The 13,027-nt window shown below is 65.2% G+C and carries 27 protein-coding genes and 1 pseudogene; all 28 read left to right on the top strand.

Going from position 1 to position 13,027, the window contains the following annotated elements:
* A pseudogene (gene tuf, locus ABYX71_RS01190) lies at window positions 1-141 on the top strand (elongation factor Tu); the annotation flags it as partial.
* 6 nt (window positions 142-147) lie between these two features.
* Window positions 148-459, top strand: a complete 312-nt coding sequence (gene rpsJ / locus ABYX71_RS01195) for a 30S ribosomal protein S10 (RefSeq protein ID WP_372694093.1) — start codon at window positions 148-150, stop codon at window positions 457-459.
* A 58-nt stretch (window positions 460-517) separates the two neighbouring features.
* Window positions 518-1,168, top strand: coding sequence for a 50S ribosomal protein L3 (rplC, locus tag ABYX71_RS01200; protein WP_372694095.1), 651 nt, complete (start codon window positions 518-520; stop codon window positions 1,166-1,168).
* 1 nt (window position 1,169) lies between these two features.
* A complete protein-coding gene (rplD, locus tag ABYX71_RS01205) occupies window positions 1,170-1,793 on the top strand; it encodes a 50S ribosomal protein L4 (RefSeq protein ID WP_372694097.1) in 624 nt (207 codons plus the stop codon).
* Window positions 1,790-2,074 carry a 50S ribosomal protein L23 gene (gene rplW, locus ABYX71_RS01210; protein ID WP_372694099.1) on the top strand — a complete coding sequence of 95 codons (285 nt, stop codon included), beginning with the start codon at window positions 1,790-1,792 and terminating at the stop codon, window positions 2,072-2,074. Before rplD ends, rplW begins: the two co-directional genes overlap by 4 nt.
* 25 nt (window positions 2,075-2,099) lie before the next feature.
* Window positions 2,100-2,927, top strand: a complete 828-nt coding sequence (rplB, locus tag ABYX71_RS01215; RefSeq protein ID WP_372694101.1) for a 50S ribosomal protein L2 — start codon at window positions 2,100-2,102, stop codon at window positions 2,925-2,927.
* A 21-nt stretch (window positions 2,928-2,948) separates the two neighbouring features.
* Window positions 2,949-3,221 (top strand): 30S ribosomal protein S19, encoded by a 273-nt coding sequence (gene rpsS / locus ABYX71_RS01220; protein WP_372694103.1) that lies wholly within the window; start codon window positions 2,949-2,951, stop codon window positions 3,219-3,221.
* Between the two features lie 7 nt (window positions 3,222-3,228).
* Entirely contained in the window at window positions 3,229-3,579 is a 351-nt protein-coding gene (gene rplV / locus ABYX71_RS01225; RefSeq protein ID WP_372694105.1) for a 50S ribosomal protein L22, read from the top strand.
* 9 nt (window positions 3,580-3,588) lie between these two features.
* Complete coding sequence (rpsC, locus tag ABYX71_RS01230) at window positions 3,589-4,248, top strand: 30S ribosomal protein S3 (RefSeq protein ID WP_372694107.1); 660 nt, start codon at window positions 3,589-3,591, stop codon at window positions 4,246-4,248.
* 17 nt (window positions 4,249-4,265) lie between these two features.
* The gene (rplP, locus tag ABYX71_RS01235) at window positions 4,266-4,682 is read left to right on the top strand and encodes a 50S ribosomal protein L16 (RefSeq protein ID WP_372694109.1); all 417 of its coding nucleotides are present in this window, start codon (window positions 4,266-4,268) and stop codon (window positions 4,680-4,682) included.
* On the top strand, window positions 4,679-4,879 hold the full coding sequence (rpmC, locus tag ABYX71_RS01240) for a 50S ribosomal protein L29 (protein ID WP_372694111.1): 201 nt from the start codon (window positions 4,679-4,681) through the stop codon (window positions 4,877-4,879). Before rplP ends, rpmC begins: the two co-directional genes overlap by 4 nt.
* Entirely contained in the window at window positions 4,876-5,139 is a 264-nt protein-coding gene (rpsQ, locus tag ABYX71_RS01245) for a 30S ribosomal protein S17 (RefSeq protein WP_372694113.1), read from the top strand. The genes rpmC and rpsQ overlap by 4 nt, the downstream gene beginning before the upstream one ends.
* Before the next feature lie 25 nt (window positions 5,140-5,164).
* Window positions 5,165-5,533 (top strand): 50S ribosomal protein L14, encoded by a 369-nt coding sequence (gene rplN, locus ABYX71_RS01250; RefSeq protein ID WP_372694115.1) that lies wholly within the window; start codon window positions 5,165-5,167, stop codon window positions 5,531-5,533.
* A 10-nt stretch (window positions 5,534-5,543) separates the two neighbouring features.
* Window positions 5,544-5,858 carry a 50S ribosomal protein L24 gene (gene rplX / locus ABYX71_RS01255; RefSeq protein ID WP_372694117.1) on the top strand — a complete coding sequence of 105 codons (315 nt, stop codon included), beginning with the start codon at window positions 5,544-5,546 and terminating at the stop codon, window positions 5,856-5,858.
* A gap of 16 nt (window positions 5,859-5,874) precedes the next feature.
* Window positions 5,875-6,414 (top strand): 50S ribosomal protein L5, encoded by a 540-nt coding sequence (gene rplE, locus ABYX71_RS01260; RefSeq protein WP_372694119.1) that lies wholly within the window; start codon window positions 5,875-5,877, stop codon window positions 6,412-6,414.
* Between the two features lie 10 nt (window positions 6,415-6,424).
* Window positions 6,425-6,730 (top strand): 30S ribosomal protein S14, encoded by a 306-nt coding sequence (gene rpsN, locus ABYX71_RS01265; protein WP_372694121.1) that lies wholly within the window; start codon window positions 6,425-6,427, stop codon window positions 6,728-6,730.
* A 14-nt stretch (window positions 6,731-6,744) separates the two neighbouring features.
* Window positions 6,745-7,140, top strand: coding sequence for a 30S ribosomal protein S8 (gene rpsH, locus ABYX71_RS01270; protein ID WP_372694123.1), 396 nt, complete (start codon window positions 6,745-6,747; stop codon window positions 7,138-7,140).
* Between the two features lie 12 nt (window positions 7,141-7,152).
* Window positions 7,153-7,689, top strand: a complete 537-nt coding sequence (gene rplF / locus ABYX71_RS01275) for a 50S ribosomal protein L6 (protein ID WP_372694125.1) — start codon at window positions 7,153-7,155, stop codon at window positions 7,687-7,689.
* 25 nt (window positions 7,690-7,714) lie between these two features.
* Complete coding sequence (gene rplR / locus ABYX71_RS01280; RefSeq protein WP_372694127.1) at window positions 7,715-8,068, top strand: 50S ribosomal protein L18; 354 nt, start codon at window positions 7,715-7,717, stop codon at window positions 8,066-8,068.
* 13 nt (window positions 8,069-8,081) lie between these two features.
* Window positions 8,082-8,582, top strand: coding sequence for a 30S ribosomal protein S5 (rpsE, locus tag ABYX71_RS01285; RefSeq protein ID WP_372694129.1), 501 nt, complete (start codon window positions 8,082-8,084; stop codon window positions 8,580-8,582).
* Window positions 8,579-8,773 (top strand): 50S ribosomal protein L30, encoded by a 195-nt coding sequence (gene rpmD, locus ABYX71_RS01290; RefSeq protein WP_372694131.1) that lies wholly within the window; start codon window positions 8,579-8,581, stop codon window positions 8,771-8,773. Before rpsE ends, rpmD begins: the two co-directional genes overlap by 4 nt.
* Window positions 8,773-9,210 carry a 50S ribosomal protein L15 gene (gene rplO / locus ABYX71_RS01295; RefSeq protein ID WP_372694133.1) on the top strand — a complete coding sequence of 146 codons (438 nt, stop codon included), beginning with the start codon at window positions 8,773-8,775 and terminating at the stop codon, window positions 9,208-9,210. Before rpmD ends, rplO begins: the two co-directional genes overlap by 1 nt.
* The gene (gene secY, locus ABYX71_RS01300) at window positions 9,210-10,571 is read left to right on the top strand and encodes a preprotein translocase subunit SecY (RefSeq protein ID WP_372694135.1); all 1,362 of its coding nucleotides are present in this window, start codon (window positions 9,210-9,212) and stop codon (window positions 10,569-10,571) included. Before rplO ends, secY begins: the two co-directional genes overlap by 1 nt.
* 15 nt (window positions 10,572-10,586) lie before the next feature.
* Window positions 10,587-10,700: a 50S ribosomal protein L36 gene (gene rpmJ, locus ABYX71_RS01305; RefSeq protein WP_372694137.1), complete on the top strand. Its 114-nt coding sequence runs from the start codon at window positions 10,587-10,589 to the stop codon at window positions 10,698-10,700.
* Between the two features lie 41 nt (window positions 10,701-10,741).
* The gene (gene rpsM, locus ABYX71_RS01310; RefSeq protein ID WP_372694139.1) at window positions 10,742-11,098 is read left to right on the top strand and encodes a 30S ribosomal protein S13; all 357 of its coding nucleotides are present in this window, start codon (window positions 10,742-10,744) and stop codon (window positions 11,096-11,098) included.
* Between the two features lie 20 nt (window positions 11,099-11,118).
* Window positions 11,119-11,508, top strand: a complete 390-nt coding sequence (gene rpsK, locus ABYX71_RS01315) for a 30S ribosomal protein S11 (protein ID WP_372694141.1) — start codon at window positions 11,119-11,121, stop codon at window positions 11,506-11,508.
* Window positions 11,509-11,592: 84 nt separating this feature from the next.
* Window positions 11,593-12,594, top strand: coding sequence for a DNA-directed RNA polymerase subunit alpha (gene rpoA, locus ABYX71_RS01320; protein ID WP_372694143.1), 1,002 nt, complete (start codon window positions 11,593-11,595; stop codon window positions 12,592-12,594).
* Window positions 12,595-12,627: 33 nt separating this feature from the next.
* Window positions 12,628-13,014, top strand: a complete 387-nt coding sequence (gene rplQ, locus ABYX71_RS01325) for a 50S ribosomal protein L17 (RefSeq protein ID WP_372694145.1) — start codon at window positions 12,628-12,630, stop codon at window positions 13,012-13,014.
* Window positions 13,015-13,027: the final 13 nt, after the last annotated feature.

The following is a 13,027-nucleotide window of genomic DNA, read 5'->3' on the forward strand; positions in this document are numbered from 1 at the left end:
GAGATGGTGATGCCGGGCGACAACGTGAACCTGCAGGTATCGCTGATCACGCCGATCGCGATGGACGAGGGTCTGCGCTTTGCCATCCGCGAGGGCGGCCGCACCGTCGGCGCCGGCGTGGTTACCAAGGTGATCGAGTAATCCGTCATGGCCGGCCAGAAAATTCGCATCCGCCTGAAGTCGTTTTCGCACCAGCTGATCGATAAATCGGCTCGCGAGATCGTGGACACCGCCAAGCGTACGGGCTCCCGTGTGCATGGTCCCATTCCGCTGCCGGTCAAGATCGAGCGCTACACGCTGTTGCGCTCACCGCACAAGGACAAGGACTCGCGCGACCAGTTCGAGATCCGTACGCACAAGCGGCTGATGGACATCATCGATCCGACCGACAAGACGGTGGATGCGCTGATGAATCTCGATCTGGCCGCCGGCGTCGACGTGCACATCAAGCTCAGCTGACGGGCGGATGTGGCGTCGGGGCTGTAGCAGAGAAGGCTAACAAGCAGGACAACCAGGCATGGCCATGGGTTTGGTAGGCCGCAAATGCGGCATGACACGAGTTTTTACGCCGGACGGTGCTGCCGTGCCGGTGACCGTGATCGACGTATCCGGTAACCGGGTGGTGCAGCTGCGCACGCCTGAAGCGGACGGGTACAGCGCCGTGCAGGTGGCGTTCGGCACCAAGCGTGCCGCGCTGGTCGACAAGGCGCTGGCGGGCCATTTCGCGAAGGCTGGCGTGGAGCCGGCGCGCAGCCTGAACGAGTTTCGGCTGGGCGACGGCGAAGCGGCGCCCGAGGTTGGTAGCGAGCTGGGCGCGGACCGCTTCGAAGCCGGTCAGATGGTGAACGTGACGGGTGTTACCCGCGGTCGTGGTTTCTCCGGGACGGTGCGTCGCTGGGGTTTCGGTGGCGGTGACGCGACGCACGGCAACTCGCTGTCGCATCGCGCGCCGGGCTCGATCGGTCAGAACCAGACGCCGGGTCGTGTGTTCCCGGGCAAGAAGATGGCGGGCCAGTACGGCAACGTGCAGCGCACTCAGCGCAACCTCGAGGTCGTGCGTGTGGACGCCGAGCGGGGGCTGCTGCTGATCAAGGGTGCGGTGCCCGGTCCGCAGGGCGGCGAGGTGCTGGTGCGCCCGGTTGGTGCCGACAAGCAGGCGGGAGCGTGACATGGAATTGCCAGTAACAGCCGTCGGTGGCGGCGACGCCAGCGCCGTGACGCTGGCCGATGCGGTGTTCGACCGGCCGTTCAACGAAGGGCTGGTGCACCAGTTGGTGGTGGCGTTCATGGCCAACGCCCGCCAGGCGGATGCCAAGCAGAAGACCCGTTCGGAAGTGCGTGGCGGTGGCCGCAAGCCGTGGCGTCAGAAGGGCAGTGGCCGCGCCCGTGCGGGCACCATCCGCAGCCCGTTGTGGCGCGGGGGCGGCAAGGTGTTTCCGGCGGGCGGCGAGAACTATTCGCAAAAGCTCAACCGCAAGATGTACCGCGCCGGCATGAGCAGCATTTTCTCCGAGCTGAACCGGCTTGGCCGGTTGCAGCTGGTCGATGGGCTCGCGCTGGAGGCGCCCAAGACGCGTGCCCTGGCCGAGCGCCTTCAGCAGCTTGAGATGCCGTGCGACCACCTGTTGCTGGTGGTCGAGGAACTGACGGTGGAATTGGCGCTGGCGTCGCGCAACCTGGTCGGTGTGGAGGTTTGCGAGGTGCAGGATCTGAACCCGCTGGCGCTGGTGTGGGCGCAGCGGGTGGTGATGACCGCCGACGCGGCGCGTGTCGTCCAGGAGTGGTTGCAGTGAACGAAGCAAGGTTGTTAGAGGTCATTCGCGCGCCGCACATCTCCGAGAAGGGAACGCGGGTCGCCGAGAAGTATCGGCAGATCGTGTTTCGGGTCGCGCCGGACGCCAGCAAGGACGAGATCAAGGCGGCCGTGGAGCACGCGTTCTCGGTCAAGGTGCAGGCAGTCCAGACGCTGCGCATGAAAGGCAAGACCAAGCGGACCGGTCGGCGCAAGGACTGGAAGAAGAGCTATGTGACGCTGGCGCCGGGCCACGACATCGACTTCACCGGCGTCGCCTGACGCACACGGAAGCTGGAACAGGATCATGGCAGTAGTCAAAAGAAAGCCGACGTCGCCGGGCCGCCGTTTCGTGGTCAGCGTGGTGACGCCCGAGCTGCACAAGGGCGCGCCGTACGCGCCGCTGGTGGCGAGCAAGCAGAGCACCGGCGGTCGCAACAGCAACGGACGTGTGACCACGCGTCATCGTGGGGGCGGACACAAGCAGCGCTATCGCGTCGTTGATTTTCGCCGCGACAAGGACGGCGTTCCGGCGCGCGTCGAGCGGCTGGAATACGACCCGAACCGGACCGCGCACCTGGCGCTGCTCCTGTACGCGGACGGCGAGCGTCGCTACATCATCGCCCCCAAGGGCGTGGTGGCGGGCCAGGCGGTGATGTCCGGCGTGCACGCGCCGATCGAGCCCGGCAACGCGTTGCCGCTGCGCAACATCCCCGTGGGCAGCACCGTGCATTGCGTGGAGATGAAGGTTGGAAAGGGCGCGCAGCTGGCGCGCAGCGCCGGCACGTCCGTGCAGCTGGTGGCGCGCGAAGGCGACACCGTCACGCTGCGCCTGAAGTCCGGTGAGATCCGCCGCGTACCGGCGGATTGCCGGGCCACGCTCGGCGAGGTTGGAAACAGTGAGCATTCGCTGCGTTCCCTGGGCAAGGCTGGCGCCAAGCGGTGGCGCGGCGTTCGCCCGACGGTGCGCGGCGTGGCCATGAACCCGGTCGACCACCCGCACGGTGGCGGTGAGGGACGTACCTCCGGCGGCCGGCATCCGGTGTCGCCGTGGGGTGTCCCGACGAAGGGTCACAAGACGCGCAGGAACAAGCGCAGCACCAGTCAGATTGTGCGCCGGCGCGGCGCCAAGTAAGGCAAGTACGGAGCCAGTAACGTGCCAAGATCCGTAAAGAAAGGCCCATTCGTGGACCTGCACCTGCAACAAAAAGTCGAGCAGGCGGCGGCCAGCGGCGGGCGGCGTCCGATCAAGACGTGGTCGCGGCGTTCCACCGTGCTGCCGGACATGATCGGGTTGACCATCGCCGTGCATAACGGGCGTCAGCACGTGCCAGTGCTGATCAACGAAAACATGGTCGGCCACAAGCTCGGTGAGTTCGTGCCCACGCGCACCTACCGTGGCCACGTGGCCGATCGCAAGACGCGCTGAGGCGGCCATGGAAACGTTTGCTCTGTTGCGTAACGCGCACATCTCCGCCCAGAAGGGGCGACTGGTGGCCGATCAGGTTCGCGGGATGCCGGTTGACAAGGCGCTGCAGCTGCTCCAGCACAGCACCAAGAAAGCCGCGCACATGGTGAAGAAGGTGGTCGAGTCGGCTATCGCCAACGCCGAGCACAACAACGGTGCCGACGTGGACGAGCTGCGTATCGCAGCCATCTGCGTGGACGAGGGCCCCTCCATGAAGCGCTTCCATGCGCGTGCTCGCGGCCGTGGCAACCGCATCACGAAACGTACGTGTCACATCAAGGTCGTGGTGAGCGACCAGAAGAAGGCCAAGAAAGGCTAAGGGGCGCACATGGGCCAGAAAGTACATCCGACCGGCATCCGCCTGGGCGTCGTCAAAGAGCACAATTCGCGCTGGTTCGCCCAAGGGCGCACCTATGCCGATAACCTGAATACCGACCTGGCGGTGCGACGCGTGCTGCGCAAGCAGTTGTCGCACGCGTCGGTGAGCCGTATCGAGATCGAGCGCCCGGCGCAGAATGCGCGGGTGGTCATCCACACGGCACGTCCGGGCATCGTTATCGGTAAGAAGGGCGACGACATCGAGCGCCTGCGGCGCACCGTCGGCGAGATGATGGGCATTCCGGTGCACATCAGCGTCGAGGAGATTCGCCGTCCGGAGCTCGACGCGTATCTGGTCGCCGAAAGCGTCGCCCAGCAGCTCGAGCGCCGCATCATGTTCCGCCGCGCCATGCGTCGTGCCGTGGCGAACGCGATGCGCCTGCACGCGCAGGGCATCCGCATCAACGTGGCCGGTCGCCTGAATGGCGCCGAGATCGCGCGCAGCGAGTGGTACCGCGAGGGGCGGGTGCCGCTGCACACGTTCCGCGCCAACATCGACTACGGCACCGCCGAGGCCAAGACGACGTACGGGATCATCGGCGTGAAGGTTTGGATTTACAAGGGTGACGGGGCGGAGGTTGCCGAAGGCGCCGCCGCTGCCGGCGCCTGAGGTCACGGGGAAGCACCATGTTGCAGCCTAAGCGGACCAAATTCCGCAAACAGTTCAAGGGCCGCAACCGGGGTTTGGCCCTGGTCGGCAACAACGTCAGTTTCGGCGAGTTCGGCCTGAAGGCGACGACCCGGGGACGGATCACGGCGCGTCAGATCGAGGCGGCGCGTCGCGCGATCAGCCGCCACGTTCGACGCGGCGGGAAGATCTGGATTCGGGTATTCCCGGACAAGCCGATTTCCAAGAAGCCGCTCGAAGTCCGTATGGGTAAGGGCAAGGGCGCGGTCGAGTACTGGGTCGCCGAGATCCAGCCCGGCAAGGTGCTGTACGAGATGGAAGGCGTTGACGAGACGCTGGCCCGTGAGGCCATGGCGCTCGCGGCGGCCAAGCTGTCGGTGCGCACTACCTTCGTGAAGCGAGGCTTTACGGTATGAATACCAGCGAGTTGCGCGGCAAGTCGGCCGACGAGTTGCAGAAGCGTCTGCTCGAACTGCACCGCGAGCACCTGAACCTGCGGGTACAGCGTGCCACCGGGCAGCTGACGAACCCGTCGCGGTTCCGCTCGCTGCGGCGTGAAGTGGCGCGCGTCAAGACCCTTCTCAAAGAACAGGCTTCGCAGGCAGGCGCATGAACGAGAAGACAGCAAACCCGCGTACCGTGGTGGGGCGGGTGATCAGTGACAGGATGGACAAGTCCATCAGCGTGCGCGTCGAGACGCGTGAGCAGCACCCGATTTACAAGAAGTATGTGCGGCGTTCGAGCAAGTTCCACGCGCACGATGCCGACAACGCCTGCCGCATCGGGGATCTGGTGCGGATCGAGGAGTGCCGGCCGCTGTCCAAGACCAAGACCTGGCGTCTGGTCGAGGTCATCGAACGGGCCGGCGAGTGAGCGCACCAGGCAAGCGGAGACGGTCATGATTCAGATGCAAAGCCACCTCGATGTGGCGGACAACAGCGGTGCGCGCCGCGTGATGTGTATCAAGGTGCTCGGTGGCTCGAAGCGCCGGTACGCGGGCGTCGGGGACGTCATTCGCGTCAGCGTCAAGGACGCCATTCCGCGCGGCCGGGTAAAGAAGGGCGAGGTCTATCGCGCGGTGGTGGTTCGCACCGTACATGGCGTGCGTCGTGCCGACGGTTCGAAGATCCGCTTCGACAACAACGCTGTGGTGTTGCTGAACAACCAGGGCGCGCCGATTGGCACGCGTATTTTCGGGCCGGTGACCCGTGAGCTGCGTACCGAGCAGTTCATGCGCCTGGTGTCGCTGGCTCCCGAAGTGCTTTGAGGGTAGGCCGATGCGCAAGATCAAACGCGGTGACGAGGTGATCGTCATCACCGGTCGGGACAAGGGCAAGCGCGGGCAGGTCGTGCGCGTGCTGGCCGATGACCGTCTGGTCGTCGAGGGCGTGAACGTGGTCAAGAAACACGTGAAGCCGCAGCCGATGACCGGTAAGCAGGGAGGCATCCTCGAGAAGGAGATGCCCTTGCAGGTTTCCAACGTGGCCTTTTACAACAAAGCGACCGGGCAAGCCGACAGGATCGGTTTCCGAGTGCTCGAGGACGGGCGCAAGGTTCGCTTCACCAAATCCAACGGCGAGGTGGTCGACTAAACGTCGGCCGGGGCACATGACAAGGCTGGAACAGCATTACAGAGAAGTGGTCATGCCGCGCTTGCGCAGCGAGCTGGGCATCGACAACGTGATGGCCGTGCCGCGGCTGGTCAAGATCACCTTGAACATGGGTGTTGGCGAGGCGGCAGCGGACAAGAAGGCACTCGACGCTGCCGTGGCGGATTTGGCGCTGATCAGCGGGCAAAAGCCGCTGGTGACCAAGGCCCGTCGCGCCGTGGCGAGCTTCAAGATCCGCGAAGGATGGCCGATCGGGTGCAAGGTCACGCTGCGTAGCCAGCGCATGTACGAGTTCCTTGACCGGTTCATCAGCATCGCCGCCCCACGCATCCGTGACTTCCGCGGCCTGTCGCCGCGCGGGTTCGACGGCCGTGGCAACTACAACATGGGCCTGACGGAACAGATCATCTTTCCGGAGATCGATTTCGACAAGGTCGACAAGATGCGTGGCATGGACGTGTCGATCACGACGACGGCGGCTAACGACGAGCACGGCCGTGCGTTGCTGGCGGCGTTCAACTTTCCCTTCCGCAGCTGAGGACACGCGCGTGGCCAAGAAGTCGGTAATCAATCGTAACGACAAGCGCGCTGCACTGGTGCGTAAGTACGCGGCGCGGCGCGCCGAGCTGAAGGCGATCATCGCCAACGTGAATCTGCCGGACGCCGACCGCTACGCGGCACAGGTGGCGCTGCAGAAGCTTCCGCGTGACGCCAGTCCGGTGCGCGTGGTCAGTCGCTGTCGGGTGACCGGCCGTGGGCACGGCGTGTACCGCAAATTCGGGCTGGGGCGCAACAAGCTGCGCGAAGCCTCCATGCGTGGCGACGTGCCGGGCATGGTCAAGTCAAGCTGGTAGGACGGTACAGTCAAATGACGATCATGGATCCCATCGCGGACATGCTGACGCGGGTGCGCAACGCCATTGGGCGTCGGTATGCCCAGGTTCAGATGCCGTCGTCGAAGATGAAGGTTGCACTGGCCGAGGTGCTCAAGAGCGAAGGTTTCATCAGCGGCTACGAAGTGACCGAGAGTGACGGCCGCCTGACCTTGACCGTGAGCCTGAAGTATTCGGAAGGCAAGCCGGTGATTCGCAGCCTGCGGCGCGCCAGCCGGCCGGGCCTGCGGATGTACCGCGGCAAGGACCAGTTGCCGCGCGTGCTCGGCGGTTACGGGGTTGCCATCGTGTCGACCCCGCAAGGGGTGATGTCGGATCGGGCTGCACGTCGCGCCGGAGTCGGCGGCGAAGTGCTGTGCCTGGTCGAGTGACGGAACGCAGTCATGTCTCGAGTCGCAAAAAGTCCCATTCCCCTGCCTAAGGGGCTGGAAGTTGAAGTCGCTGGTGACAGCGTTCGCGTGAAGGGCGCCAAGGGCAGCCTGTCGCATACCGTGCACCAGGACGTTCAGGTGGCGCAGGAAAACGGCGAGCTGCGCGTGACCGTACGCGAGGAAACCGCGTCGGCGTGGGCCCAGGCCGGGACGGCGCGTGCGCTGATCAGCAACATGGTCAAGGGGTGCAGCGAAGGGTTCACCCGCACGCTCGACCTCGTGGGCGTGGGTTACCGCGCGCAGATGAAGGGCCAGGTGCTCAGCATCGCGGTGGGTTACTCGCACCCGGTCGAAATGCCGGTGCCCGAGGGGTTGCAGGTGGAGACGCCGACCCAGACGCAGGTGGTGGTGCGCGGTGCCGACCGTCAGCGTGTCGGGCAGCTGGCCGCCAACATTCGCGCCGTGCGTCCGCCCGAGCCGTACAAGGGCAAGGGCATTCGTTATTCCGATGAAGTCGTGGCTCGTAAAGAAGCCAAGAAGAAAAAGTAGTCGGTAACAGCAGGTAAGTCAGGACATGGAAAAGAAGCTCAAGCGTCTGCGGCGCGGGCGCGCCACGCGGGCGCAGATCCGCAAGCTGGGCATGACCCGCCTGAGTGTGTATCGCACGTCGCAGCACACGTACGCGCAGGTCATCGATGCCAGTGGCGGCCGGGTGCTGGCGGCTGCCAGCACGCTGGAGAAGACGCTGTCGGAGCAGCTGGGTCATACCGGCAATGTCGACGCGGCGCGCCTGATTGGTCGCACCATTGCGGAGCGCGCGCAGCAGGCCGGGGTCGCCGAGGTGGCGTTCGACCGCAGTGGATTCAAATATCACGGCCGGGTGAAGGCACTGGCCGATGCGGCCCGTGAAGCCGGTCTGAAATTCTAGGAGTTAGTTGGTCATGGCTCGCGCCGAAACGTACGAAACCAACGATATTCAGAAGCTGATCAACGTGCGCCGTGTGGCCAAGGTGGTCAAGGGCGGCCGGCAGTTCGGTTTTGCGGCGCTGACCGTGGTCGGCGACGGCGATGGCCGTGTCGGCTTCGGCCAGGGCAAGGCGCGTGAAGTGCCGGTGGCGATTCAGAAAGCCATGGAAGCCGCACGTCGCAGCATGGTCCGCGTTCCCCTCAACGGCGGCACGCTGTACTACCCGATCACGGCCACGCACGGCGCGGCCCGCGTGTACATGCAGCCAGCCTCGGAAGGTACCGGCATCATCGCCGGCGGCGTCATGCGCGCCGTGTTCGAGGCGTTGGGGGTGCGTGATGTGCTGGCCAAGTGCATCGGCAGCAACAATCCGGTGAACGTGGTGATGGCCACCATCGCCGGGTTGGGCGGGATGGAGTCCCCGGACGCCATCGCCATGCGTCGTGGCATTAACGTGGAAGATCTGCGGGCATGAACGGCAAGTCAGGAAAGAAGGTGCGCGTCACGTTGGTGCGCAGCCGTACCGGACGGGGTCGCATTCACGACGCCTGTGTGAACGGGCTGGGTCTGCGCCGTATCGGCAGCCAGGCCGAGCTTGAGGACACGCCGGCGGTGCGCGGCATGATTCGCAAGGTGGCCTACCTGCTGAAGGTGGAGGAGCTCTAATGCGTCTGGATACGCTCAAGCCCGCCGAGGGCTCGCGCAAGGAACGCCGCCGCCTGGGTCGTGGTATCGGCTCGGGGCTGGGCAAGACCGCTGGGCGTGGCCACAAGGGTCAGCACGCCCGTGCCGGTGGCTATCACAAGGTCGGTTTCGAAGGCGGCCAGATGCCGCTGCAGCGGCGCCTTCCGAAGCGCGGCTTTCGGTCGCGCAGTGCCGGCGACACCGCCGAGGTGCGCCTGTCCGAACTGCGCCTGGTGCAGGCGGAAGTGATCGACCTGGACGCCTTGAAGGCGGCCGGTGTGGTGCCGCTACAGGCCAAGCGAGCCAAGGTGATCGTGTCGGGTGATGTGAGTGGCGCGGTGCGTCTGAAGGGCGTGCTGACCACGGCGGGTGCACGCGCGGCGATCGAGGCCAGCGGCGGGAGCGTCGAAGAAGCCTGATGGCCACGCGCGGCGCCAATCCGGCAATGCTCGGCGGGCTCGGCAAGTTCGCCGAGCTGCGCCGCCGAATCCTGTTTGTCATCGGGGCATTGCTGGTGTTCCGGTTGGGCGCGCACGTGCCGGTGCCGGGGATCAACCCCTTGGCGCTGGCGGCGATGTTCGATGCCCAGCGCGGCACCGTGCTCGACATGTTCAACATGTTCTCGGGCGGCGCGCTGGAGCGCCTGTCGATATTCGCGCTTGGCGTGATGCCGTACATCTCGGCGTCGATCATCGTGCAGCTGCTCAGCAGCGTGGTGCCGAAGCTCGAAGAGCTGAAGAAGGAAGGCGCGGCCGGCCGGCGCAAGCTGACTCAGTACACGCGTTACGGCACGGTGGTGCTGGCAGCGTTCCAGGCGCTCGGGATCGCCATCGCACTGGAAGGTCAGACGGCGCGGGGAATGTCGGTGGTGATCGACCCGGGCCTGGGATTCCGGGTAATCGCGATCTCGACGCTGGTTGCCGGCAGCATGTTTCTGCTGTGGCTGGGTGAGCAGGTGACCGAACGCGGTATCGGTAACGGCATTTCGCTGCTCATCTTCGCCGGTATCGTCGCCGGGTTGCCGGGTGCGTTCGGCGGCACGCTGGAGTTGGTCAGCACCGGGGAAATCGCCGGCGCTGTGGTGTTGTTGCTGATTGCCGTGATCCTGGCCGTCACCGGGTTCGTGGTGTTCGTCGAGCGCGGACAGCGGCGCATCACGGTGAATTACGCGCAGCGCCAGCAGGGGCGCCAGATGTATGCGGCACAGACCAGCCATCTGCCGCTGAAGATCAACATGGCAGGCGTGATCCCGGCCATCTTCGCGTCCAGCATCCTGCTGTTCCCGTCGACCCTGGCCAGCTGGGCAGGCAGTGGCGAAGGCGGGCTGGGATGGCTGCGTCATGTGACCACGGCGCTGTCGCCGGGACAGCCGTTCTACGTGCTGTCGTACGCGGCGTTTATCGTGTTCTTCTGCTTTTTTTACACGGCGGTTGTTTTCAACCCGAAGGATACGGCGGACAATTTAAAGCGTTCCGGTGCCTTCCTGCCGGGCGTACGGCCGGGTGAGCAGACGGCGCGCTACATCGACGGTGTGGTCACGCGGCTGACCGCCGCCGGCGCCATCTACATCGCGCTGGTGTGTCTGCTGCCGGAATTCCTGATTGTTTACTGGCACGTGCCGTTCTACTTCGGTGGTACGTCATTGCTGATCGTGGTTATCACGATCATGGATTTCATGGCCCAGGTACAGACCCACGTGATGAGTCACCAGTACGAGGGTCTGCTGAAGAAGGCCAATCTCAAGGGTCGCGGTGCCGGCGGTTTGTTCGGCGCCCGTTAGTTTGGAGTCACGAAAGTGAAAGTTCGCGCATCGGTGAAGAAACTGTGCCGCAATTGCAAGATCATCCGCCGCCGGGGTGTGGTACGGGTCATCTGTGTCGAGGCACGGCACAAGCAGCGGCAGGGCTGAGCCGACGGGCTCGGTCGCGGTAGGAATTCGGAGTTCGGTATATGGCTCGTATTGCTGGCATCAACGTCCCCGACAACAAACATGCGCGTGTCGCGCTGACGTCCATTTATGGCGTTGGGCCGACCCGGGCGCTGGAGATCTGCGCTGCGGCGGAGGTGGAGCCGGCGGTGCGCATTCGTGACCTCAACGAGGCGCAGATCGAAGCGCTTCGGCGTGAAGTCGGGAAGTTGACCGTCGAGGGCGATCTGCGGCGTGAGCTGCAGATGAACATCAAGCGTCTGATGGACCTGGGGACCTACCGGGGCCTGCGGCATCGGCGGGGACTGCCGGTGCGCGGTCAGCGTACCCGCACCAACGCCCGTACCCGCAAGGGGCCGCGCAAGCCCATTCGTAAGTAATCGCACTACAGGATCGCCTCATGGCCAAGCCGAGCACCAAGTCGCGCAAGCGCGTCAAAAAGAACGTGTCCGAAGGTGTGGCGCACATCCACGCCTCGTTCAACAACACCATCGTCACGATTACCGATCGCCAGGGCAATGCCCTGTCGTGGTCCACGGCCGGCGCCTGCGGGTTCAAGGGGTCGCGCAAGAGCACGCCGTTCGCCGCGCAGGTTGCCGCCGATCGCGCCGGCAACAAGGCGCAGGAGTTCGGTGTCAAGACGCTGGACGTGGTGGTCAACGGGCCGGGGCCGGGGCGTGACTCGGCGGTGCGGTCGTTGAACAACGTCGGATTCAAGATCCTGAGCATCACCGACGTGACGCCGATCCCGCACAACGGGTGCCGGCCGCCGAAGAAGCGCCGGGTCTGATCCGACCGGCGCAGGCCGAACGAACGCGGGCCCGGTCGTGGTGGCCCGCCACAGCGAGTAAGCAACGCAGCGAGCGTGTCGAACATGCAGTCATCCGTATACGAATTTCTGAAGCCGAAGCTGGTCAAGGTCGAGCGGCTGTCGCCGGTGCGCTCGAAGGTGACGCTCGAGCCGCTCGAGCGCGGGTTCGGCCACACGCTGGGCAATGCGCTGCGGCGGGTGATGCTGTCTTCGCTGCCGGGCGCCGCCATCACCGAGGTGTCGATCGAAGGCGCCCTGCACGAGTTCACCACGCTGGAGGGCATGCAGGAAGACGTCATCGAGCTGTTGCTGAACCTCAAGGGGGTTGCGGTGCGGCTGGACGGGCGTGATCAGGCCACGGTACGCCTGTCCAAGCAGGGCCCGGCGGTGGTGACCGCCGCGGACATCGAGGTTGGACACGACGTCGAAGTGGTCAATCCGGACCTGTACCTGGCGACGCTGACCGCGGCCGGCAAGCTCGACATGACCCTGACCGTGAGCATCGGGCGCGGCTACCAGCCGGCGGCCGTGGCGGACGACGCGGAAGAAGTGCCCTCGATCGGCACCCTGCGCCTGGACGCCCTGTACAGCCCGGTGCGGCAGGTCAGCTACAGCGTTGAGGCGGCGCGGGTCGAGCAGCGGACCGATCTCGACAAGTTGATCATCGACCTGGAGTCGAACGGCACCATCGACCCCGAGGAAGCAATTCGGCGCGCGGCGACGATTCTGCACGAGCAGTTTTCCGTGTTCGTCGACCTGCAAGGCGGAACGCAGGCCGGTCGCGGGCGCGAGGCGGCCGGCGAACTGGACCCGATCCTGCTGCGCCCGGTCGAGGAGCTGGAGCTGACGGTGCGGTCGGCGAACTGCCTGAAGGCCGAGAACGTGCACTTCATTGGCGATCTGATCCAGCGTACCGAGGCCGATCTGCTCCGTACGCCAAACCTGGGCAAGAAGTCGCTGAACGAGATCAAGGAAATTCTGGCGCGGCATGGCCTGTCACTGGGCATGCGTCTGGAAAACTGGCCGCCGGCGGACCTGCCACGGCCGACCGAGATCGCGTCCTGACGCGCTGCAATACCTCACGAGGTTTTTCGAGACATGCGACACAGAAAGATCGGCCGCAGGCTGGGCCGTAACAGCAGCCATCGCGCGGCGCTGTTCAAGAACATGAGTGCTGCCCTGGTGCGCGAGGAACTCATCCGCACGACCTTGCCGAAGGCCAAGGAGTTGCGGCGGGTACTCGAACCGCTCATCACCCGCGCCAAGAGCGACTCGGTGGCCAACCGCCGTATCGTGTTCTCGCGCCTGCGGGACAAGGACGCCGTCAGCAAGCTGTTCAGCGAGCTGGGGCCGCGTTACGCGACGCGTCCGGGCGGTTACCTGCGCATCCTGAAGTGCGGCTTCCGTCCCGGTGATGCGGCGCCGATGGCGTATGTAGAGCTGGTGGACCGGCCGGTGCAGGAGCAGGAGCCGGCAGCCGAGTAACGGCGGCAAGCTC

Origin of the sequence: Immundisolibacter sp., from assembly GCF_041625615.1 — a bacterium.
Classification (GTDB): domain Bacteria; phylum Pseudomonadota; class Gammaproteobacteria; order Immundisolibacterales; family Immundisolibacteraceae; genus Immundisolibacter.

What these genes read in the sequence shown, in the direction of transcription:
- rpoA (WP_372694143.1), top strand. Translation starts at nt 11,593, where the DNA reads ATGCAGTCATCCGTATACGAATTTCTGAAGCCGAAGCTGGTCAAGGTC.
- rplB (WP_372694101.1), top strand. Translation starts at nt 2,100, where the DNA reads ATGGCAGTAGTCAAAAGAAAGCCGACGTCGCCGGGCCGCCGTTTCGTG.
- rplX (WP_372694117.1), top strand. Translation starts at nt 5,544, where the DNA reads ATGCGCAAGATCAAACGCGGTGACGAGGTGATCGTCATCACCGGTCGG.
- rplP (WP_372694109.1), top strand. Translation starts at nt 4,266, where the DNA reads ATGTTGCAGCCTAAGCGGACCAAATTCCGCAAACAGTTCAAGGGCCGC.
- rplV (WP_372694105.1), top strand. Translation starts at nt 3,229, where the DNA reads ATGGAAACGTTTGCTCTGTTGCGTAACGCGCACATCTCCGCCCAGAAG.
- rplQ (WP_372694145.1), top strand. Translation starts at nt 12,628, where the DNA reads ATGCGACACAGAAAGATCGGCCGCAGGCTGGGCCGTAACAGCAGCCAT.
- rplC (WP_372694095.1), top strand. Translation starts at nt 518, where the DNA reads ATGGCCATGGGTTTGGTAGGCCGCAAATGCGGCATGACACGAGTTTTT.
- rpsQ (WP_372694113.1), top strand. Translation starts at nt 4,876, where the DNA reads ATGAACGAGAAGACAGCAAACCCGCGTACCGTGGTGGGGCGGGTGATC.
- rplF (WP_372694125.1), top strand. Translation starts at nt 7,153, where the DNA reads ATGTCTCGAGTCGCAAAAAGTCCCATTCCCCTGCCTAAGGGGCTGGAA.
- rplN (WP_372694115.1), top strand. Translation starts at nt 5,165, where the DNA reads ATGATTCAGATGCAAAGCCACCTCGATGTGGCGGACAACAGCGGTGCG.
- rpsH (WP_372694123.1), top strand. Translation starts at nt 6,745, where the DNA reads ATGACGATCATGGATCCCATCGCGGACATGCTGACGCGGGTGCGCAAC.
- rplE (WP_372694119.1), top strand. Translation starts at nt 5,875, where the DNA reads ATGACAAGGCTGGAACAGCATTACAGAGAAGTGGTCATGCCGCGCTTG.
- rplD (WP_372694097.1), top strand. Translation starts at nt 1,170, where the DNA reads ATGGAATTGCCAGTAACAGCCGTCGGTGGCGGCGACGCCAGCGCCGTG.
- rpsE (WP_372694129.1), top strand. Translation starts at nt 8,082, where the DNA reads ATGGCTCGCGCCGAAACGTACGAAACCAACGATATTCAGAAGCTGATC.
- secY (WP_372694135.1), top strand. Translation starts at nt 9,210, where the DNA reads ATGGCCACGCGCGGCGCCAATCCGGCAATGCTCGGCGGGCTCGGCAAG.
- rpmD (WP_372694131.1), top strand. Translation starts at nt 8,579, where the DNA reads ATGAACGGCAAGTCAGGAAAGAAGGTGCGCGTCACGTTGGTGCGCAGC.
- rpsM (WP_372694139.1), top strand. Translation starts at nt 10,742, where the DNA reads ATGGCTCGTATTGCTGGCATCAACGTCCCCGACAACAAACATGCGCGT.
- rplR (WP_372694127.1), top strand. Translation starts at nt 7,715, where the DNA reads ATGGAAAAGAAGCTCAAGCGTCTGCGGCGCGGGCGCGCCACGCGGGCG.
- rpsK (WP_372694141.1), top strand. Translation starts at nt 11,119, where the DNA reads ATGGCCAAGCCGAGCACCAAGTCGCGCAAGCGCGTCAAAAAGAACGTG.
- rpsC (WP_372694107.1), top strand. Translation starts at nt 3,589, where the DNA reads ATGGGCCAGAAAGTACATCCGACCGGCATCCGCCTGGGCGTCGTCAAA.
- rpsJ (WP_372694093.1), top strand. Translation starts at nt 148, where the DNA reads ATGGCCGGCCAGAAAATTCGCATCCGCCTGAAGTCGTTTTCGCACCAG.
- rpmC (WP_372694111.1), top strand. Translation starts at nt 4,679, where the DNA reads ATGAATACCAGCGAGTTGCGCGGCAAGTCGGCCGACGAGTTGCAGAAG.
- rplO (WP_372694133.1), top strand. Translation starts at nt 8,773, where the DNA reads ATGCGTCTGGATACGCTCAAGCCCGCCGAGGGCTCGCGCAAGGAACGC.